This is a genomic window from Blautia sp. DFI.3.45 (genome assembly GCF_020593505.1).
Lineage (GTDB): Bacteria > Bacillota > Clostridia > Lachnospirales > Lachnospiraceae > Blautia_A > Blautia_A wexlerae.
The window spans coordinates 1-18,242 of sequence record NZ_JAJDMI010000029.1 but is presented as its reverse complement, the minus strand read 5'-3'; the positions used below and the strand labels follow the sequence as shown (position 1 = coordinate 18,242).

Genomic DNA, 18,242 nt, shown 5'->3' with positions numbered 1-18,242 from the left:
TGACTACCTCCCGTCTTAGTTCATTGTTGCTAAAGTATCTCCGTTTTCTACAGAGGCACCTTCTGCAACATCAATGCTTGCGATAGTACCGTCCTGAGGAGCTACTACAGGGATTTCCATTTTCATGGATTCAAGAATAATTACGCTGTCTCCGGCTTTTACTGCCTGTCCAACGCTTGCTGCTACTTTGACAACTTTACCAGGTACGGAAGCAGTTACTTTTACTGCGCCGGCGCCTGCTGCAGGAGCTGCTGCTTTCGGAGCTGCTGCAGGTGCAGCCTTAGGTGCTGCTTTTGGAGCTGCTGCAGGAGCGGATACGCTTCCTGTTTCTTCAACAGTTACTTCATATGCTGTACCATTTACTGTAATTGTATAGCTTTTCATTTTAAAATCCTCCTAAATAAATGACAATTATCTTCTATTTCTTTTTACTTTACGGATGGAACGAACTACGAAGCCGTCTGTTGTAGTTCCTTCTGCTGCTGCGATGGCTGCTGCGATAACAGCTACCAGCTCTCCGTCATCTGCAAGGTTCTCTTCTGCCTGTGCAGGTGCTGTCTGTGCGATGACTGCTGCCTCTGCCTCTTTTGCAGCTTTGGCTGCTTTTGCTTCTGCTGCTTTCTTTGCTTCCGGATTCGGAATGAATCTGAACAGAGAGATCAGAAGGCTTAATAAAATCAGCATTACGAATACAGTTCCAATACCCATCAGAGTATTAAGACCTGCTCTCTGAAGAGTCTTGCCCATACCATACTGTACATCTACAGACATGGAAGTCGGTGTTCCCTTTGAGTCAAAGACATATACAAAGTTTGCTTCTGCTTTCTCAAATTTAAGAGGAACAGTAACTGTGTACTGATCATCTTTGAAAGTTACAGTAGTTTCACCATTGCTGTCCTTCTTTGCGCCAAGTTCATCCTTGGATGTCTGCCAGGACTGCATGGCACTTGTTGTAAAGTCATCTCCTGAACTCATGTAATTCTCGATTTCTTCATCTTTAAGCTGGACAATGGCATCTGTCAGTCCTTCTGCTGTAGTTACCAGTGTGGACTTAACAGTATCATCAACCTTATCTGCGGCAAATACCACAGAGGTGCTGCCGATCACCAGCGCAGCCATTACGAGAAATGTCATGAATACAGAAGTTATTTTTTTGATCATTTTCATATGCGTCACCCCGCTTAGACCGTTCCATGTTTCTTAGACGGACGATCTTCTCTCTTTGTGAACAGCATCTCAAATGCACCGATTACATATTTTCTTGTGTCAGCCGGGCTGATCACAGTGTCAACATAGCCTCTTGCTGCTGCGGAAGCAACACCATTCTGAAGCTCTCTGTACTGAGCAGCTTTTTCATTCAGTTCAGCAGCATCTGCATCTGCATACATGATCTTGGCTGCCAGGGAAGCATCCATCATACCGATCTCTGCGTTATCCCATGCATATACAAGGTCTGCACCGATAGATTTGCTGTTCATTGCCACGTAAGCTGTACCGTAAGCTTTGCCGATGATCACATTTACCTTCGGAACAGTTGCATCTGCGAATGCAGCTACCAGTTCACCTACGGATTTCGCCATCATCTTCTCGCTGCATAAGGTTGCCATGAATCCTGTTGCGTTTGTAAGTGTAAGTACCGGAATATCAAAAGCGTCGCAGAATTTCACGAAATCTGCTGCTTTTCTTGCGCCTCTTGCAGAGATGCTTCCGTCAAATGTTTCTGTTTTCTTGCCTTCTGCGTCATATACTTCGCTTCTGTTTGCAACAGCACCTACTGTAGCGCCGTTTAAACGGATAAAGCCTGTAACCATGTCTTTTGCATAGTCTGCTTTTGTCTCGAAGAATTCACCGTTGTCAGCGATCTGGGAAAGTGCGATTGCTGTGTCACCTGCACAGTTTGCAAGATCTGCGCATACGCGGTTAAGATCATCTGTACACTCTGTGTAATTGTCTGTGTCTTCATTATTAGAAGGAAGAAGTGATACTAAGGAACGGATCTGGCCAAGAATCTCATCCTCTGTACCAACGCCATCAATCACACCTGTCTCTTTGCTCTGGAAATCAGCTGCTGCTGTGTCGCATTTGTCTGTGTTGTTTCCTTCCAGTGCGTTTGGTGTGTTGACGAACATTTTTCCTTTTTTGGATTCCATGAATGTGAAATCTGTCAGGGACGGGATAACTGCCATACCACCGCCGCATGTTCCGAAGATTGCTGTGATCTGCGGGATCACACCGGATGCCAGTGTCTGTTTCAGATAAATCTGTCCGAAAGCTTCCAGTGCGTCTGTTGCTTCCTGAAGACGGATACCTGCACAGTCAACAAGTCCGATAACCGGAGCGCCTGTTTTCATGGCAAGATCATAAAGTCTTGTGATCTTCTTTGCATGCATTTCACCAACAGTACCGTTTAATACAGATGCATCCTGGCTGTATACATAAACCAGTTTGTCATCGATCACACCATATCCGGTGATAACACCGTCAGATGGTGCCTTGTTTGCAGTCATGTTGAAATCTGTGGATCTGGCTGTTACACCCTGTCCGATTTCGACAAAACTGTTTGCGTCAAGCAAAGAAGTAATTCTTGTGCCTGCTAAGCTTTGTGTTGCATTACTCATTCTTGTTTGCCCTCCATCTTTATGAGAATATTTAAAAGTTAACCCAAAAATTTAGCCGATTTTAATTTTACCTTTTTCGGCAGAAAATTTCAACATTTATTTGTCATTTTCGTTAAAAATATAGCAGAAAAATTTGTCAGGTTTCTCCAAATTTTGTTTTTTTGAGTATTTCTTCCTATTTAATAGAGGGTATTACGGTTATTTTGTATTGTCCTGTATTTCACCCTCTCCCGCAAACCAGTGTGTCGACAAGTTGATTTCTCGAACAATCCTGCGTCTGAATTTCTTATTTCTATCCTGCAAGATTGTTTCAAGAATCAACTTGTCGGCACACCAGAGCGTGTTTGAGGTAACTATACCACTCACTTGTCTGAGAATCCGACTGCACAAGTATAAAAGTCTCAGCGCAGCTCGGTGAAAAAATACTATAGTCATACAGGTTCAGCAGGATTTTCCCATGCTGTGGATGCAGTTGCGAATGCTTTCATTCAGTACGCGGACAGTGCACGGAAAACCATAGATGTTTTTTATTATATAGCACGAATTATCAATTAGATTTATGGATTATCCCGTTATATAATTAACACATCAAAGAAATTCAGGCCACAGCTAAAGCACTGAACAATTATAGATCCAACAGAAAATTTCAGGAGGAAAGACGTAATGAAAAGCAATTACCAGCATATTTTCACACCACTCACAGTAAAAAATATGACTATCAAAAACCGTATCGTTATGATGCCTATGGGAACCAATTACGGGGAACAGAACGGCGAAATGAGTTTTCTTCACATTAATTATTATAAAGAGCGTGCCAAAGGCGGCACAGGTCTGATCATCGTAGAGAATGCAAGCGTAGATTCTCCGCAGGGTTCCAACGGAACTACTCAGCTTCGTATTGACCACGACAACTATCTGCCGCGTCTGTACAAATTCTGTGAAGAGATCCACAAATATGGTACCTGTATTGCGATCCAGATCAACCACGCAGGTGCTTCCGCTGTTTCCGCACGTACAAATATGCAGCCGGTTTCCGCATCTGATGTTCCGTCCAAAGAAGGCGGAGAGATCCCGCGTCCGTTATCAGTGGAAGAAATCCATCACATTGTAAAGAAATACGGCGAGGCTGCAAAGAGAGCCCAGGCTGCAGGTTTTGACGCAGTAGAGATCCATGCGGGACATTCCTATCTGATCAGCCAGTTCCTCTCTCCTCTTACAAACAAACGTACAGATGAGTTCGGCGGATCTGTGGAAAACAGAACACGTTTCTGCCGTATGGTCATTGAAGAAGTAAGAAAACAGGTCGGACCTTTCTTCCCGATCATGCTCCGTCTCAGCGCAGATGAGCTGATGGAAGGCGGCAACACTCTTGAGGATACTCTTGAATATCTGGAATATGTTCAGGATGAAGTTGATATCTTCGATGTTTCCTGCGGTTTAAACGGTTCTATCCAGTATCAGATCGATGCCAACTACATGAAAGACGGATGGCGTTCCTATATGCCTAAAGCTGTCAGAGAGAAATTCGGCAAACCATGTATCTCCATGGGAAATATCCGTAACCCGAAGGTTGCTGAGCAGATCCTCGCTGACGGCGATGCAGACCTGATCGGTATGGGACGTGGTCTTATCGCAGAACCTGCATGGGTGAACAAAGTAGCTACAGGCAGAGAATGTGACCTTCGCAAATGTATCTCCTGTAACATCGGATGTGCAGGAAACAGAATCGGCTTTAACCGTCCGATCCGCTGTACTGTAAACCCTGCTGTTCTGGAAGGTGATGTTTATAAGAATCAGAAAGTGAACAAAAACTGTAATGTTGTAGTAATCGGAGGCGGTACTGCCGGACTGGAAGCTGCCTGTACAGCCGCAGAAGTAGGCTGTAATACCTTCCTTCTGGAAAAGGGTGAAACTCTTGGCGGTCTTGCTTCTGTGATCTCTAAGATTCCTGCAAAGAAACGTCTGGCTGATTTCCCGAACTATCTGATCCACAGAGCAGAGCAGCTTGAGAATCTTTATATCTTCACAAACACAGAAGGAACACCGGAAAATATCCGCAAGTTCCATCCGAACCTGATCGTAAGCTCCACAGGTTCCGCACCACTGCTTCCTCCGATCAGGGGACTTCACGACCGCATTGACAAAGAAGGCAGCAAGGTTGCTTCTATCCTGGGAATGATCAATCACATCAATGACTATCCGGAAGATATGACAGACAAGAAGGTTGTTGTTGTGGGCGGCGGCGCTGTTGGTCTTGATGTTGTGGAATTCTTTGCAGCAAGAAATGCTGCGATTTCTATTGTGGAGATGATGGATCAGATCGGACGTGACCTGGATCCTGTTACAAAGAATGACATGAAGGACCAGATGAAGAAACATCATGTGGCCCAGCTTACAAAGACAGCTCTTCAGGAAGTAAAAGACAGCTCTTTCCTTGTAAAAGATGCAGAAGGTGAACGTGAGCTTCCATTTGACTACGGATTCGTATGTCTTGGTATGAGAGCTCAGGGACAGCTTTTCGCAAAGCTTTCCGATGCTTTTGTTTCTGATGATGTTGAGATCCTGAACATCGGAGACAGCAAACGTGCAAGAAGGATCATCGACGGAACTCTGGAAGGAAGAAATATCCTTAATACACTGACTCAGATGGGATACCTTCAATAAAAACCTTTACAACAAAATACGAAAGGGGATATTATAATGGCTGAAAGAATTACCGGACATACTGAATTAATCGGTCTGATGGCTTACCCGATCCGTCACTCCAGCTCTCCTGCAATGCAGAATGAGGCTTTTGCAAAACTCGGGTATGACTACGCTTACCTTGCTTTCGAGGTTGGCGCAGATGAGATTGAGGATGCAGTAAAAGCAATCCGTACTCTGAAAATGAGAGGATCCAATGTTTCCATGCCAAACAAAACTCTGGTTGGAAAATACCTGGACGAGCTTTCTCCTGCAGCAGAATTATGCGGTGCAGTTAACACGATCGTAAATGACAACGGTCATCTTACAGGTCATATCACTGACGGTATTGGGTTTATGTCTGCCCTGAAAGATAATGATATTGATGTGATCGGAAAGAAAATGACTATCGTCGGTGCAGGCGGTGCTGCCACTGCTATCGAGATCCAGGCTGCTTTGGACGGCGTTGCCGAGATCACAATCTTTAACCGCAAGGATGAATTCTGGGATCGTGCAGTATCCACAGTAGAGAAGATCAACACAAAGACATCCTGCCATGCAGTTCTTTATGATCTGGCAGATCTTGATAAACTGAAAGCCGAGATGGATGACAGTTTTATCTTTGTCAATGCTACAGGTGTGGGAATGAAACCACTGGAAGGCCAGTCCGTTGTTCCGGACAAGTCTTACTTCCGTCCTGAGCTGATCGTTATAGATGTTCCTTACTCTCCTCTGGAGACAAAAATGCGTTCCATAGCCAAAGAGGTAGGATGCAAGACAATGAACGGTCTGGGAATGATGTTATTCCAGGGTTCCGCTGCATTTGAGTTATGGACAGGCGAACCAATGCCTATCGAACATATGAAAGAGATTCTTCACATCTCCTATGATGAATGATACCCCGGTTATTCTTAATATGATAAGAAATATGAGGATAAGAAAATGAACACTGTTCAGGTAAAAAACACTGTGATCGGTGAAGGCAGACCTAAAATCTGCGTTCCCATCGTAGGAAAAACAAAAACAGACATTCTCGAAGAAGCCAAAAAGATCACCACTCTTCCTGTTGATGTAGTTGAGTGGCGTGTAGACTGGTTTGATGATGTCTTTGCTACTGAAAAAGTATTAGAAACCGCAAAAGAGCTTCAGGAAGTCTTAAAAGATATCCCTGTTCTCCTTACATTCCGTACTTCCAAAGAGGGCGGGGAAAAAGAGATTTCCGTAAGTGATTACGCTGCTTTAAATATCGCAGCTGCTCAGAGCGGTTATGTAGATTTAATTGATGTAGAAGCATTTACAGGCGATGATGTTGTAAAAACGATCATTGACGCTGCTCACGAGGCAGGTGTGAAGGTAATTGCTTCCAACCATGATTTCTTTAAGACTCCTGAGAAGGAGGAGATTATCAGACGTCTTCGTATGATGCAGGATTTCGGTGCTGATATTCCGAAAATGGCTGTTATGCCGACCTGCAAACAGGATGTTCTTACACTCCTCTCTGCTACTCTGGAAATGTCTGAGAAATATGCAGACCGCCCGATCATTACCATGTCCATGGCAGGAACAGGCGTTGTAAGCCGCCTGACAGGTGAGACATTTGGCTCCGCTCTCACTTTTGGTGCTGCTTCCAAAGCTTCTGCTCCGGGACAGGTCGGTGTGCATGAATTAAAACAGGTACTGGATATCATTCACAACAGCCTGTAATCTGTTGATGAATGATGTGATATCAGATGTTATTCTTGCCCATAGTCGTCTGATATCACTCATCTTCGGCAACAGATGATTGTTATCCCATGAGATATATGGCAATAAATATTTACTCAAAAATACTCCTTTAAAATTTTATGATGAAAATTTCCATGACAAAGAACCTGCCAAAAACCTGACAGGTTCTTTGCTTTTATTCTTTATACTTTTTTCTGATTGATCATCAAATTCAGGATTGTAACATCTGTATCTTTCATTCCAACTCTTCCTACGTATCCCATATTTCGGATTGTATCCTCAACATTATCACGTACCAATCCTTCTCCTGCCTGAAAACAATGATCTGCATCCTCCAGAGCGTATGCCATAATTGCTGCATCTACTGCTGAAGCGATTTTGGCAGCACATGAAGACTTAGCTCCATCACATACAATGCCACTTGTATTTGCAAGAGCATTTGTGATTGTTTTAGATATTGCATTGTAATCACCCCCGTTTAACCAGGATATGGCAGCTCCTGCTCCACATGCGGCACTTACCGCTCCACAGTAAGCTGACAGACTTCCAATATAAGTTTTCTGATGAATCGCTACTAAGTTGCTTACAACCAGTGCCCGATACATTTTCTCTTTAGGAACTTTAAGTTCTCTGGCATATTCGATGACTGGCAAAGAACAGGTCATTCCCTGATTTCCGCTCCCGGAATTAATAACTACCGGCATAGAGCATCCATTCATTCTTGCATCAGATCCAGCTGCCGCTTTTGCTCTGGCACGTACTTTGACATCATCACCATATGCGCGAAGCAAGGTACGTCCTACTTCTGCTCCGTAATGATTACGCAGACCTTCTTCGGAAATTGCTGTATTCATGGCAATCTGGCGTCCTATAACCTCCTCTATCTCTTTTATATCCACAATTTCTGCAAACTCCAGAATATCTGCTACATTCAACAAATCTCTTTTATCCTGTTTTTTCTCTGTTTTTTTCTGCTGAAAGCCCTTCTTTTCCAACAGTATCTCATCGTCTTTTTTGATCAGGACAATATTCGTATGTTTATTTTCTATAACCACAACTGCTCTATGTCCATTTTGCGTAAGTTCTGCACGGATATAAAGATTCTCTACTCCTTCTTCAAGATAACATGTACAGAATTGTGTTTCAAGAAGTTTTGCTGTCCGAATACGTTCAGCTTCTGTAATTCCTTCCAGTACTTCCAGTTTCCGTTCTGCCTGACCCCCAACCATTCCAAGAACTGCAGCAGCTTCAATACCTCTCATTCCTCCTGAATTTGGTACTGTAACACTTTTTACATTTTTTATTATATTTCCACTGCAATAAAGATTTAAATGTCCATCATATTTTTTATTTCCATCATCATCTGTTTTTATCACTTTTTCCAGCACAGAAGCTGCTGTTGCAGTTGCATATGCAATTGCAATAGGTTCCGTACATCCCAGAGCAGGAACAAGTTCTTCTCTGAGAATCTCCAGATAACTCTCATACACTTTTTTTTCCATGAATGTGCGCTCTCTTCTCCTAACTGTCAAGCAAAGTTCTTTACCATCTGATTCAGATGATATGTTTTTTCTTACGGCAGCATTTTTCCTGCTGCAAGATAAATTTCATACCATTCTTCACGGCTCAGAACAATATCGGATGCTTTACTTATATCCTGAATTCTTTTCAGATTTGTACTTCCTACAATCGTCTGGATTCCTGCGGGATGACGCATAATCCATGCAACTGCGATTGCATTCTGTGTTACCCCATATTTCTCTGCCAGACGATCTAACACTTTATTCAGTTCCGGAAATTTCTCGTTTCCAATAAATATTCCCTCAAACATTCCATACTGGAACGGAGACCATGCCTGCAATGTCATTTTCTTCAGTCTTGCATACTCGATAATACCACCATCACGATCACATCCTGCATCATTATGGATGTTTACATTTAGTCCTGCATCAATCGTTGGACAGTGAACCGCTGAAAACTGTATCTGATCAATACAGATTTTTCCACCACAGTATTGATTTAATAATTCAATCTGCATCGGATTGTGATTGCTTACACCAAATACTTTTACTTTTCCGCTTTTTTCCAGAATTTCAAATGCTTCTGCTACCTCTTCCGGCTCCATCAACGCATCCGGACGATGAAGAAGTAATATATCTACATAATCTGTTTTTAAACGTTTCAGACTTCCATCTACAGAATTCAGAATATATTCTTTTGAAAAATCATAACAGATACCCGGACGTATGGCACATTTTGTCTGAATCACCATCTTTTCACGCAACTGAGGTGTCAGCGCATTTCCAAATACTGTTTCGGCTTCTCCGCCTGCATAAATATCTGCATGATCAAAAAAATTAATTCCACATTCCAGTGCTCCTTCAGTCAGACTTCTTACCGCTTTTGCATCAGATAAACCTGTAATTCTCATGCATCCAATTCCAATTCTTGATACATTGTCTATTTTGTCACTAATCTGAAACATTTTCATTTTATATCCTCCTGTATTATACTTAGTTTATGTATTTCTCTTTAGTTAACGTATTTCTTTTATTCTTTTGTCCAGTTTTTTAAGTGCAAAAACATATATTTTCACTGCATTCTTCAGATTTTCAAACAATTCCGCTTCATCCGCACAATGACAGTTTCCATGTCCTTTTGGAAGTCCGAGCCTGTCTAGATTTCGCTCCTGTCCAGGGCCAAATGCCACTGCATTGGGAATTTTCCTCGCATAAGTTCCTCCTCCCATAACAAATGGTCTGCCTTCAAGACCTGTAACCTCCCTCCATGCTTCCATCAGAGTCTGTATGAAAGGCTGTTCCGGATTCATATAATATGGTCTGCTGTCTTCAATACCAATGATGCGAATTCCTGATTTAGCAGCTTCTGTTTGCAGCTTCGGAAGAAAATCTTCTGTTTTTTTAGTAACTGGATAACGGATGTCAATCACTATTCTCAAATGTCCTTCGTGCAGAAATGCCTGACCTATATTGCATGTCAGTCTACCAGAACATTCATCAGAACAACAAATTTCTGTTTTTTCCCCATAACCGCCTTCTGAAAGTCTCTCCACAAATTCTAATGCTCTTTTTGTCTGTTCAGGAAAATTTTGCATTTTCAACTTTCCACAAAGTATACCTATTGCATTTTGAGTTCCATCCGGAAAAGCTGCATGTCCACTGATTCCCACTGCTGTTTCTTCGCTCTTTTGTCCTATTTTGTTCTCCGCAACCGCATGAGCAAAAGACGGCACGCTGTTAGGCGCAGTCCCTCCGTCAAATTCCAGAATCCCCTCTACTGCACTAACAGTTTCCATCAACACAATACAATGTCCTTTTTCTCCGCAACATACGGGAAATCCACAATCAGCAACAAAAGAATATTCCGGTGCTTTTTTGTATTTCAGATAATATTCTACATCTGTCATACCGCTTTCTTCCTGACATCCAAGAATCTGCCTTACTTTAATATTATTCAGAATTTCTTTTTCCCTACAATATTTCATTGCATATAAAACAGCAACTGCGGGACCTTTATTATCCTGTACTCCACGCCCAATTAAATAGCCATCCTTTTCTGTACACGTATAGGGCGGATATATCCATCCTTTTCCTTCCGGAACTACGTCCAGATGATTCCATATTCCAATCTCAACATTCCCTTTGCCTGTAGCAATAGTCAGACAGTGTCCGTCTATATCTTCTGTCTCCATCTGTTCTCTCAATCCAAATGCTCGCATCTGTTCCAGTGCTTCCCTGCATTTTTTTCCATATGGTGCCCCCGGAATTGCTTCCTGCTGATCAGCAATGCTCGGGATTCTGATCAATGCTGTAATATCTTCTCGCATCTGATCTTCCTGTCTGGAGATCCATTGTTCTAATAATTCCATATCCGGCTGTGGCTTATTTTCTTCATTCCATTCAACTTTCCCTGGATTCATTTTCACTTCCTCCATTTTTCAGAAATATTCGGTATTTCTTTGGTGTCATTCCTGTTTCCTGTCGGAAAATACGTATAAATTGTGAGGTATCGTTATAACCCGACATCAATGCAACATCTGTTACGGACCATCTCGCATCTGCCAGAAATTCCTTAGCATGACAAATCCGAATCATTCGCAAAAATGCAGAAAAACTAATTCCTTTCTTCTCAGCAAATAAGTGGCTGATATAACTCTGATTCATGAAAAATACATTTTCCGCAAGATTTCGGATTGTAATGTCCATATTATAGTTATTGACTGCATATTCGCTCATCTTCTCCACAATGTCCATTCCCGTATTTGTCAACTCATCTGATTGTCTCTGCGGCTGCATATGACAAATATTTTCCGCAATCCTCCTGAGATAGCTTTCAATCTCCAAAACAGAATCAAACTTCAGAAAACTTTCTGACAGATTATCTAATTCTTTATCATGATTTTCCATTCGAATCGTCCTTCGGTATATAAGGATAATCTGCGAATACAGAAGTTCCATACATTCTATTCGAATTGGGAGAACTTTCTCAATATCTTTAAAAAGTTTATCCAGCGTTGTCCCTGTTTTGCTTTCATTCCCTTCCTTTAGATATTGTTCCAGTTCTCTTTCTATTTCTTTTTCAAGGTAATATTCTGAAAAATCTTCCTGTTTTATTTCCTTCGCAAAAATCAGAGATTCCCTTTTATAAATTCTGCTCTTTATCGCAGTAACTGCTTCTCTAAAAGCATCCAAAACAGAAGCATTTGCACCATACACATTACTGATTCCTATCTTAACCTGGGAATCCTCTTTCTCCAGCAGTTTTCTGATACGTCTCCAGAAAAACAGCATATCTCCCTCCGGTCTTACAAGCAATATCCACATATCTGGTTTCAATTCTACAAACCGAATCTTCGTCAGCATGATACTTCCGCAGCTTTCTTCCAATTCCGTAAGAAAGATTTCCTGTCTGGGCTTATCATGAAGAAACAGAAAAACACCTAGCTGATATTGCGGAAACACTCTTTCAAACATATTTTTCTCTATAAAACCGGAATATTTTGATTCCTGAATGCTGTTCAAAATATATTGTGTTGCCATATCTTTTCTGGATAGCAAAGCTTCTTTTCGTTCTATTTTATGCTGAGTGACAAACTTATTCAGACATTCTGTCAGAGCCGTATCATCAATTGGTTTCAGTAAATAATCTGAAGCTCCATTTACAATTGCACTGCGAGCATATTCAAAATCAGAGTAAGCACTCAGAATAATTACTTTTATTTCTAATTCATTATTGCGGATCTCCTGAAGAAGCTGTATCCCATCCATTTTAGGCATACGAATATCTGTCAAGACAAGTTCTGGTTTATATTTTTCGCAAAATTCCCAGCCTTCCTCTCCATTAGATGCCTCCGATATCTCAAAAAGTCCATCCTGATCATATTTTTTGATTTGTCTTATCATGGCTTTTCTTGCATAAAATTCATCTTCTACAACCAGCATCTTCACTTTTCATGATTCTCCTTTCGCCCGCAATATACTACTTCTACAGGATCAACCTTTTACAGATCCTGCTGTCAGTCCTTTGACTATGTATTTCTGTCCCATACAATAAATGATCAACATAGGCAACATAGCAAGTAAGTATGCCGTAAACGCCATTGTATAGTTAAAAGAATATTCTGTCTTAAAATTATACTGAAAAAGAGGAAGTGTCCAAATAGCCTGTGAACGGTTTAAAATTAGTAAAGGGAGCATAAAGTCATTCCAGATCCACAAAGTATCCATGATCAGCAACGTAGAAATCATAGGCTTTACCAGAGGAAGTACTATTTTTACATATGTCTGAAATACACTGCAACCGTCAATCTGTGCAGACTCCTCAATTTCGTAAGGAAGACCTCTGATATAATTTACAAACAGAAATACTCCCTGCGTCAGGCTAAATGCCACATACAGAATAATCAGTCCCGCATGATTAAGCATATTTAACTTTGACATCATTTTGGTTACAGGCAACAATACTACCTGCGACGGAACAAATAACCCCATCATAATATAGAAATAAATTGTTTTGTAATACTTCCGGTTAAAGTTTCTTGCAATAGAATAAGAAACAGACGGAACAAAAATCAAAATCAAAATGATGGTTATTACTGTTATTTTAAATGAATTTTTCAAAAAAATCCAGTAATTACTGTTAGTAAACAACTCAATATAATTTTCCAGATTCAGTTTTGAAGGAAGCGCAAAGAAATTTTTTCCGGCCTCCTCCAATGTTTTAAATGAGTTGATCAGCACCATCCAAAGAGGGCATAAAATCAGGAGTAATCCACCGATCAAAATAATATTTCTAAAAAAAAGCCATACTCTTTCGTCATTTCCTGCTTTTATCTTCATCAGTCCGTCCCTCCTTTACTTGTCAGTTTCAACTGCGTAAGTGAGAATATCGCAACAATCACAAATAATATACATGCTTCTGCATTTGCCATGGAAAATCGCATATTTTTAAACGCATCATTATATATCAGAATTCCTATTACTTCTGTTGCCCGGACAGGTCCACCTCCGGTAAGTGCGTACGGAAAGTCAAATGAGGTAAATCCCTGTTTAATTGTAAGTATAAGATTTACTGTTACTGTTGGAAGCAAATAAGGAAATGTAACATACCTGAAACGCTGAAAAGCTGTGGCACCATCAATTTTGGCAGATTCATACTGCTCTTCTGGAATCTGCTGCAAACCGGCTATAAAGATTACCGTTGGCATCGCAACCGCCTGCCATATCTGTACAAATACAACTGCAGGCAACGCCGTATCTCCAGACATCAGAACGCTGTTAGATAACCAGGAAATTCCCAGTGCTTTCCCGATTACCGGAATCACTCGATAATAAATCTGATCCCAGATCAGTGCAATTGTAACACCACCAATCATTGCCGGAACAAAATACACGGATTTTACTAATGTCTTAAACTTTTTCAGTGAATTCAGTGAAATTGACAAAATCAGTGATATTACAATTACACCAATCACCAGCAATACACTGTAAATCACCGTTGTTTTTATAGCATTCCAAAAGTTCGGATTTTTGAGCAATATCTTATAATTCTTCCACCCGATAAAATTCATTTTCTGAGCCATTCCATCCCAGTCTGTAAAACTGTATCGAATACCATTGATTACAGATACCACATAAAAAAATGTATAAAGCACTACCGGTATCAGTGTAAACAGAAAAAACGTCACTCTGCCCGATAACTTTTTTCTTTTTGTATTATTCATATAGCACTCCTCTTAAAAGGCTTTGTTTATTATTATCAAATCCAGGTTCAAAAAAAGATTGCTGCCAATGAATCATTATTCTTACGCAGCAATCTTTTTTTGAACGTATACGGTTTTTCTACATTGAGCCGTTTAATATTTTACTGTGCGCTTGAAATTTCAATTGATGCATCCATGTCTTTCATAACTGCATCTACATCTTTATTTGCCCAGAATCCCTGCACTACATTATAAAGATCAGTAGTTACATTGTTATCAATTGTAGACGCCATCCAGTCATGTGTTTTTCCGGCATTAATCATATCTACCATAGGTTTGATTCCATCATCATTGCTTGTAACACCTGTGATACAGGATGGTGCACCGTCATTATCGCAGAATATCTGTGCATTTTCAGGATCAGCAAGATAAGAAAGGAATCTATATGCTGCATCTTTTTCCTTATCACTTGCCTGTGCAGATACACAAATTGCAGCATCAATACCGGATAAGCACTTAGTATCATCATAAGTATCATTTGGAAGTGGGAATACACCAATTTCCAGATTCGGGTTAATAGACTGGATAGTTCCTCTCGCATAAGAACCTGTAATCGTCATTGCATATTCACCATTTACAAAGTTTTCGTAACATGTTGTATCAGAAAGTGCCAGTGCATCTTCATTCGCATAGGAAAGAAGTGTGTTCATCTTTTCAAATACATTTTTAAATTCTTCGTCTCCTTCAATTTTTGCCTCTCCGGAAACAACTTTTCCGATAGTTTCCACACCATCCGGTGCCCATGCAACAGTTGCTGCCTGGAACAGATGTCCTACACGTGCCGGATCTTTTCCATGCATTCCAACAGGAGTAATTCCTGCCTCTTTTAACTTATCACATACTGCAGTAAACTCTTCCCATGTAGTCGGGATTTCTAATCCATTATCTTCAAAGGTCTTTTTGTTATAGTAAACTCCAATATAGTTTCGGCTGTAAGGAAGCGCATAATATCCACCATCTTCCTGTTTTGTCATTTCCAGTGCGGATTCATTGACGTTTTTCAGGAAATCCTGATCAGAAAGATCCTGTACATATCCATTGGCAACTTTCTGTTTAAACTGTGTCTGTGTTGGAAAATCGGAAAAAATCACCGGAATATCACCAGAAGAAATTCTGGATGTAAGAACTGTTCCTGCATCCGGAACTGTATTCATTTCAATCTCTATATCTGAATTTTCTTTATTGAACTTATCAATAATCTCCTTATATCCCTTTTGAGGTCCTTCTTCTCCCTTCTGCTGAAAGAATTCAATTTTTAATGGTTCATCTGCCATTGCTGCTGTTGCAGGTAACATACATGCTGTCATTGCCATTGTTGCACAAAGTAATGCTGCCAAACTCTTCTTACCCATAATATATTTCTCCTTTTACTTTTTATTTCTTGTATGCATGTGCCGCTTCCACTGCTGTTTTAATCAGATCAAGGCTGATATTTTCGCCCTGAATCGTACAGTCAGCTCCAATCATAATTCCTTTTGTTCCAAACGCGTCCAAAATTCCTTTTACTTCTTCTAGGATTGCATCTTCAGAGCCATTCAATACATTACCCTTATTATTCATTCCACCAAGAATCGCGCTGCTGTAAAGTTTACGTCCCTGCTCCAGACTGAAATGATTATCTTTCACTGACCAATTAATCAAATCAGCCGGATAATTCTTAAACCATTCTACATGTGTTTCAAACTGATATTCCGGTTCACCACAAATATGAAGAATATTATATTTCTCTGGCATTTCCTCTGCTACTTTTAAAATCTGAAGATCATATGGGCGCACAAGTTCTTCCCATTCATTTTTTTCAAATCTTCCGATTTCACCAAACTGTGCAGAATAATATATGCCATCTGCTCCTGCCTCCAGATATCCCTTTGTCCACTCTTCCAATGCATCTGCAATAATCTTAACACCAGCCACAACTGCCTCTGGAGCTTCTTTACTGTATTTCATCAGAACATCATCACCAAAAATCATAGATGCAGCTTTAAAAGGTCCAAACATTGTCTGGAAGATCAAAACATCTTTACCTGCTTCTTTTCTTATTCCTCTTATGATCTCTGCCATTTTTGCAAATTCTTCAGAGTCTGTTCCTTTTACCTGGATATGGTACCAGTCATCCGCGCAGGTTATCTTTCCAGAAATCGGATATGGGTAATCCTGCATAATTTTAATAATATCCATATCTGTAGTTCTGAATAATTTCATATGCTCGTCAATCATCTGCTGCACTGTATAATCTGATTTATAATGAAACCAGAATCCAGCCGGAATCATATCCACCTGCTCTTTTTTCATTACTGCCAGTACACGCTCTTTCTTTGTCATCTTTCTCTAACCTCCTGAATTTTCTACTGTCTTCTGCTTTGCAAAGTTCCCTGACCGTTAAAAACAGTATAATAAACTTCTTTTCAAAAAAATAGAAAGATTGTTTTATAAAAATAGAAAATTTCTTAGGATATTTTCTATTTTTTCCAAAAAATACATGCTATAATTCTTTAAAAATATTCTATCACAAATATCTGGAGGTTTTTATGAAAAAAATACATCAATTGTCTTTTCGTATGCAGATTTTTCTGTCATCACTTATTCTCGTTATTTTTCCAACGGTTCTTCTAAGCACAATAAATGCCATTTCAAAAACCAGTACAATCACTTCAGAATATAATACTTCTACTGCAGCAACACTGACGCAAATGAACCAGTCTCTTGATACACTTCTTGAAAATGCACTAAAAATAGCGGATACTCCTCTTCTCAACGATGACGCACGCAAAGCCATGATAACTAATTACGAAAAAGATTATCTGTCATATGCTCAGGATTTCAATGTTTTTCGAAATTTAATGCGCCAGACAAATCAATTGAACAGTTCTATGCTTACCGTCTATTTTCAAAATAGATACGGTTACTCTTTTGAATATAATGTAAAGACAGCGCAGCAGCGTCATACAATTGAATCTAATATGGAAAAATGGAAAAAAATAGCTGAAACTTCTAAAAACCGGACATATTTTGCACCTCTGCAGACAGATTCCAGTACCGGACACAGTATTCTTCCAATGGTCAAAATTTTACTGGATAGATACGATTACCGGGAAACAGGACTATGTTATGCAGAAATAGATTTTACTCCAATTATGGAAATCCTATCTTCATCCTGTGAAACACAAAATACACTTTTAATCTATAATGCAGATAACAAACTTACATGCACAATTAATCTTGCATCTTTTTCAGAAGCAGATATATCTTCCTCTGTTTTGTCCAAACTTGAAGACTTCAGCAATACTCTAACTTCACAGGATGCAATCGGTCAAAGTACTCTTAAGACATCTCTGGGGCAGTTTGTAATTAATGGATGCATTAATAATACTACCCAGTGGCATATTGTTCAGATCATAAGCAACGAAAAAATCGCTCATACTTTTCATGACACTATCATCAGTTACCTGGGAATTTTCCTGTTCTGCGCATTGCTTGGACTTATCCTGGCAATTTTCCTGTCCAGAATACTTACCCGTCCGGTTTCCAATCTATGTCATGAAATCGATATTCTGGATCCTTCCGATGGAACACAGATTGATCTGAAATCCTGCGGTTCCAACCAGGAATTGCGCAAACTGATTGACAGCTTTAACGGAATGAGCCAGCGTCTCTTTCTGATCCTGAAACAAAATTATGAAATTCAGATTGCTGAACAACAAATGCGGGTTCAAATGCTGCAATTTCAGATAAATCATCATTTTCTTCATAATACTTTAAATGTTATCAAGTCACTTGCTGAAATTCATGATGTACCTGAAATCGAAACCATTGCTACTTGTATGTCTGAACTTGTACGGTATAATCTGGAAAAATTTCCTGTTGCAACTCTTCAGGAAGAACTCCAGCAGGTTCAGCGCTATATGACTATCCAGAACATACGCTTTCCCGGAAAA

General features: G+C 40.2%; 15 protein-coding genes. 4 read left to right on the top strand and 11 right to left on the bottom strand.

Annotated features, from left to right (window positions below; all coding sequences use genetic code 11):
• Window positions 1-15: 15 nt before the first annotated feature.
• Genes LJE09_RS11140 through LJE09_RS11130 form a run of 3 tightly spaced genes read right to left on the bottom strand, consistent with a single transcriptional unit; the run spans window position 16 to window position 2,618 of the window.
• A complete protein-coding gene (locus LJE09_RS11140; protein WP_022381146.1) occupies window positions 16-384 on the bottom strand; it encodes a biotin/lipoyl-containing protein in 369 nt (122 codons plus the stop codon).
• 27 nt (window positions 385-411) lie between these two features.
• Window positions 412-1,167 (bottom strand): OadG family transporter subunit, encoded by a 756-nt coding sequence (locus tag LJE09_RS11135; protein WP_195982536.1) that lies wholly within the window; start codon window positions 1,165-1,167, stop codon window positions 412-414.
• Between the two features lie 14 nt (window positions 1,168-1,181).
• The gene (locus LJE09_RS11130; protein WP_008704469.1) at window positions 1,182-2,618 is read right to left on the bottom strand and encodes an acyl-CoA carboxylase subunit beta; all 1,437 of its coding nucleotides are present in this window, start codon (window positions 2,616-2,618) and stop codon (window positions 1,182-1,184) included.
• Window positions 2,619-3,281: 663 nt separating this feature from the next.
• Between LJE09_RS11130 and LJE09_RS11125 the strand changes: the two genes are divergently transcribed.
• Genes LJE09_RS11125 through aroD form a run of 3 tightly spaced genes read left to right on the top strand, consistent with a single transcriptional unit; the run spans window position 3,282 to window position 7,004 of the window.
• The gene (locus tag LJE09_RS11125; protein WP_055152435.1) at window positions 3,282-5,282 is read left to right on the top strand and encodes an oxidoreductase; all 2,001 of its coding nucleotides are present in this window, start codon (window positions 3,282-3,284) and stop codon (window positions 5,280-5,282) included.
• Window positions 5,283-5,318: 36 nt separating this feature from the next.
• Window positions 5,319-6,197, top strand: coding sequence for a shikimate dehydrogenase (locus LJE09_RS11120; protein ID WP_227311333.1), 879 nt, complete (start codon window positions 5,319-5,321; stop codon window positions 6,195-6,197).
• Window positions 6,198-6,242: 45 nt separating this feature from the next.
• Window positions 6,243-7,004 (top strand): type I 3-dehydroquinate dehydratase, encoded by a 762-nt coding sequence (gene aroD, locus LJE09_RS11115; RefSeq protein ID WP_227311331.1) that lies wholly within the window; start codon window positions 6,243-6,245, stop codon window positions 7,002-7,004.
• Between the two features lie 203 nt (window positions 7,005-7,207).
• Here aroD and LJE09_RS11110 read toward each other — a convergent pair whose 3' ends face one another.
• From LJE09_RS11110 to LJE09_RS11075, 8 genes are all read right to left on the bottom strand, one after another.
• Window positions 7,208-8,527 carry an L-cysteine desulfidase family protein gene (locus LJE09_RS11110; protein ID WP_173680964.1) on the bottom strand — a complete coding sequence of 440 codons (1,320 nt, stop codon included), beginning with the start codon at window positions 8,525-8,527 and terminating at the stop codon, window positions 7,208-7,210.
• Window positions 8,528-8,598: 71 nt separating this feature from the next.
• Window positions 8,599-9,516, bottom strand: coding sequence for an aldo/keto reductase (locus LJE09_RS11105; protein ID WP_227226282.1), 918 nt, complete (start codon window positions 9,514-9,516; stop codon window positions 8,599-8,601).
• 45 nt (window positions 9,517-9,561) lie between these two features.
• Complete coding sequence (locus LJE09_RS11100; RefSeq protein ID WP_227311329.1) at window positions 9,562-10,965, bottom strand: M20/M25/M40 family metallo-hydrolase; 1,404 nt, start codon at window positions 10,963-10,965, stop codon at window positions 9,562-9,564.
• Window positions 10,946-12,487, bottom strand: coding sequence for a response regulator transcription factor (locus tag LJE09_RS11095; RefSeq protein ID WP_227226323.1), 1,542 nt, complete (start codon window positions 12,485-12,487; stop codon window positions 10,946-10,948). Before LJE09_RS11095 ends, LJE09_RS11100 begins: the two co-directional genes overlap by 20 nt.
• A 51-nt stretch (window positions 12,488-12,538) precedes the next feature.
• Window positions 12,539-13,384 (bottom strand): carbohydrate ABC transporter permease, encoded by an 846-nt coding sequence (locus LJE09_RS11090; RefSeq protein ID WP_008704484.1) that lies wholly within the window; start codon window positions 13,382-13,384, stop codon window positions 12,539-12,541.
• Window positions 13,384-14,268: a carbohydrate ABC transporter permease gene (locus LJE09_RS11085; RefSeq protein WP_008704485.1), complete on the bottom strand. Its 885-nt coding sequence runs from the start codon at window positions 14,266-14,268 to the stop codon at window positions 13,384-13,386. Before LJE09_RS11085 ends, LJE09_RS11090 begins: the two co-directional genes overlap by 1 nt.
• A 140-nt stretch (window positions 14,269-14,408) precedes the next feature.
• The gene (locus LJE09_RS11080) at window positions 14,409-15,659 is read right to left on the bottom strand and encodes an ABC transporter substrate-binding protein (RefSeq protein WP_020993792.1); all 1,251 of its coding nucleotides are present in this window, start codon (window positions 15,657-15,659) and stop codon (window positions 14,409-14,411) included.
• Between the two features lie 22 nt (window positions 15,660-15,681).
• Complete coding sequence (locus tag LJE09_RS11075) at window positions 15,682-16,629, bottom strand: uroporphyrinogen decarboxylase family protein (protein ID WP_227311327.1); 948 nt, start codon at window positions 16,627-16,629, stop codon at window positions 15,682-15,684.
• Window positions 16,630-16,835: 206 nt separating this feature from the next.
• Here LJE09_RS11075 and LJE09_RS11070 point away from each other — a divergent pair.
• The coding region (locus tag LJE09_RS11070) for a sensor histidine kinase (protein WP_227311326.1) at window positions 16,836-18,242 on the top strand (1,407 nt) is incomplete at its 3' end.

What these genes read in the sequence shown, in the direction of transcription:
- LJE09_RS11095 (WP_227226323.1), bottom strand. Translation starts at nt 12,487, where the DNA reads ATGCTGGTTGTAGAAGATGAATTTTATGCAAGAAAAGCCATGATAAGA.
- aroD (WP_227311331.1), top strand. Translation starts at nt 6,243, where the DNA reads ATGAACACTGTTCAGGTAAAAAACACTGTGATCGGTGAAGGCAGACCT.
- LJE09_RS11110 (WP_173680964.1), bottom strand. Translation starts at nt 8,527, where the DNA reads ATGGAAAAAAAAGTGTATGAGAGTTATCTGGAGATTCTCAGAGAAGAA.
- LJE09_RS11105 (WP_227226282.1), bottom strand. Translation starts at nt 9,516, where the DNA reads ATGAAAATGTTTCAGATTAGTGACAAAATAGACAATGTATCAAGAATT.
- LJE09_RS11090 (WP_008704484.1), bottom strand. Translation starts at nt 13,384, where the DNA reads ATGAAGATAAAAGCAGGAAATGACGAAAGAGTATGGCTTTTTTTTAGA.
- LJE09_RS11075 (WP_227311327.1), bottom strand. Translation starts at nt 16,629, where the DNA reads ATGACAAAGAAAGAGCGTGTACTGGCAGTAATGAAAAAAGAGCAGGTG.
- LJE09_RS11135 (WP_195982536.1), bottom strand. Translation starts at nt 1,167, where the DNA reads ATGAAAATGATCAAAAAAATAACTTCTGTATTCATGACATTTCTCGTA.
- LJE09_RS11085 (WP_008704485.1), bottom strand. Translation starts at nt 14,268, where the DNA reads ATGAATAATACAAAAAGAAAAAAGTTATCGGGCAGAGTGACGTTTTTT.
- LJE09_RS11130 (WP_008704469.1), bottom strand. Translation starts at nt 2,618, where the DNA reads ATGAGTAATGCAACACAAAGCTTAGCAGGCACAAGAATTACTTCTTTG.
- LJE09_RS11120 (WP_227311333.1), top strand. Translation starts at nt 5,319, where the DNA reads ATGGCTGAAAGAATTACCGGACATACTGAATTAATCGGTCTGATGGCT.
- LJE09_RS11125 (WP_055152435.1), top strand. Translation starts at nt 3,282, where the DNA reads ATGAAAAGCAATTACCAGCATATTTTCACACCACTCACAGTAAAAAAT.
- LJE09_RS11140 (WP_022381146.1), bottom strand. Translation starts at nt 384, where the DNA reads ATGAAAAGCTATACAATTACAGTAAATGGTACAGCATATGAAGTAACT.
- LJE09_RS11080 (WP_020993792.1), bottom strand. Translation starts at nt 15,659, where the DNA reads ATGGGTAAGAAGAGTTTGGCAGCATTACTTTGTGCAACAATGGCAATG.
- LJE09_RS11100 (WP_227311329.1), bottom strand. Translation starts at nt 10,965, where the DNA reads ATGAATCCAGGGAAAGTTGAATGGAATGAAGAAAATAAGCCACAGCCG.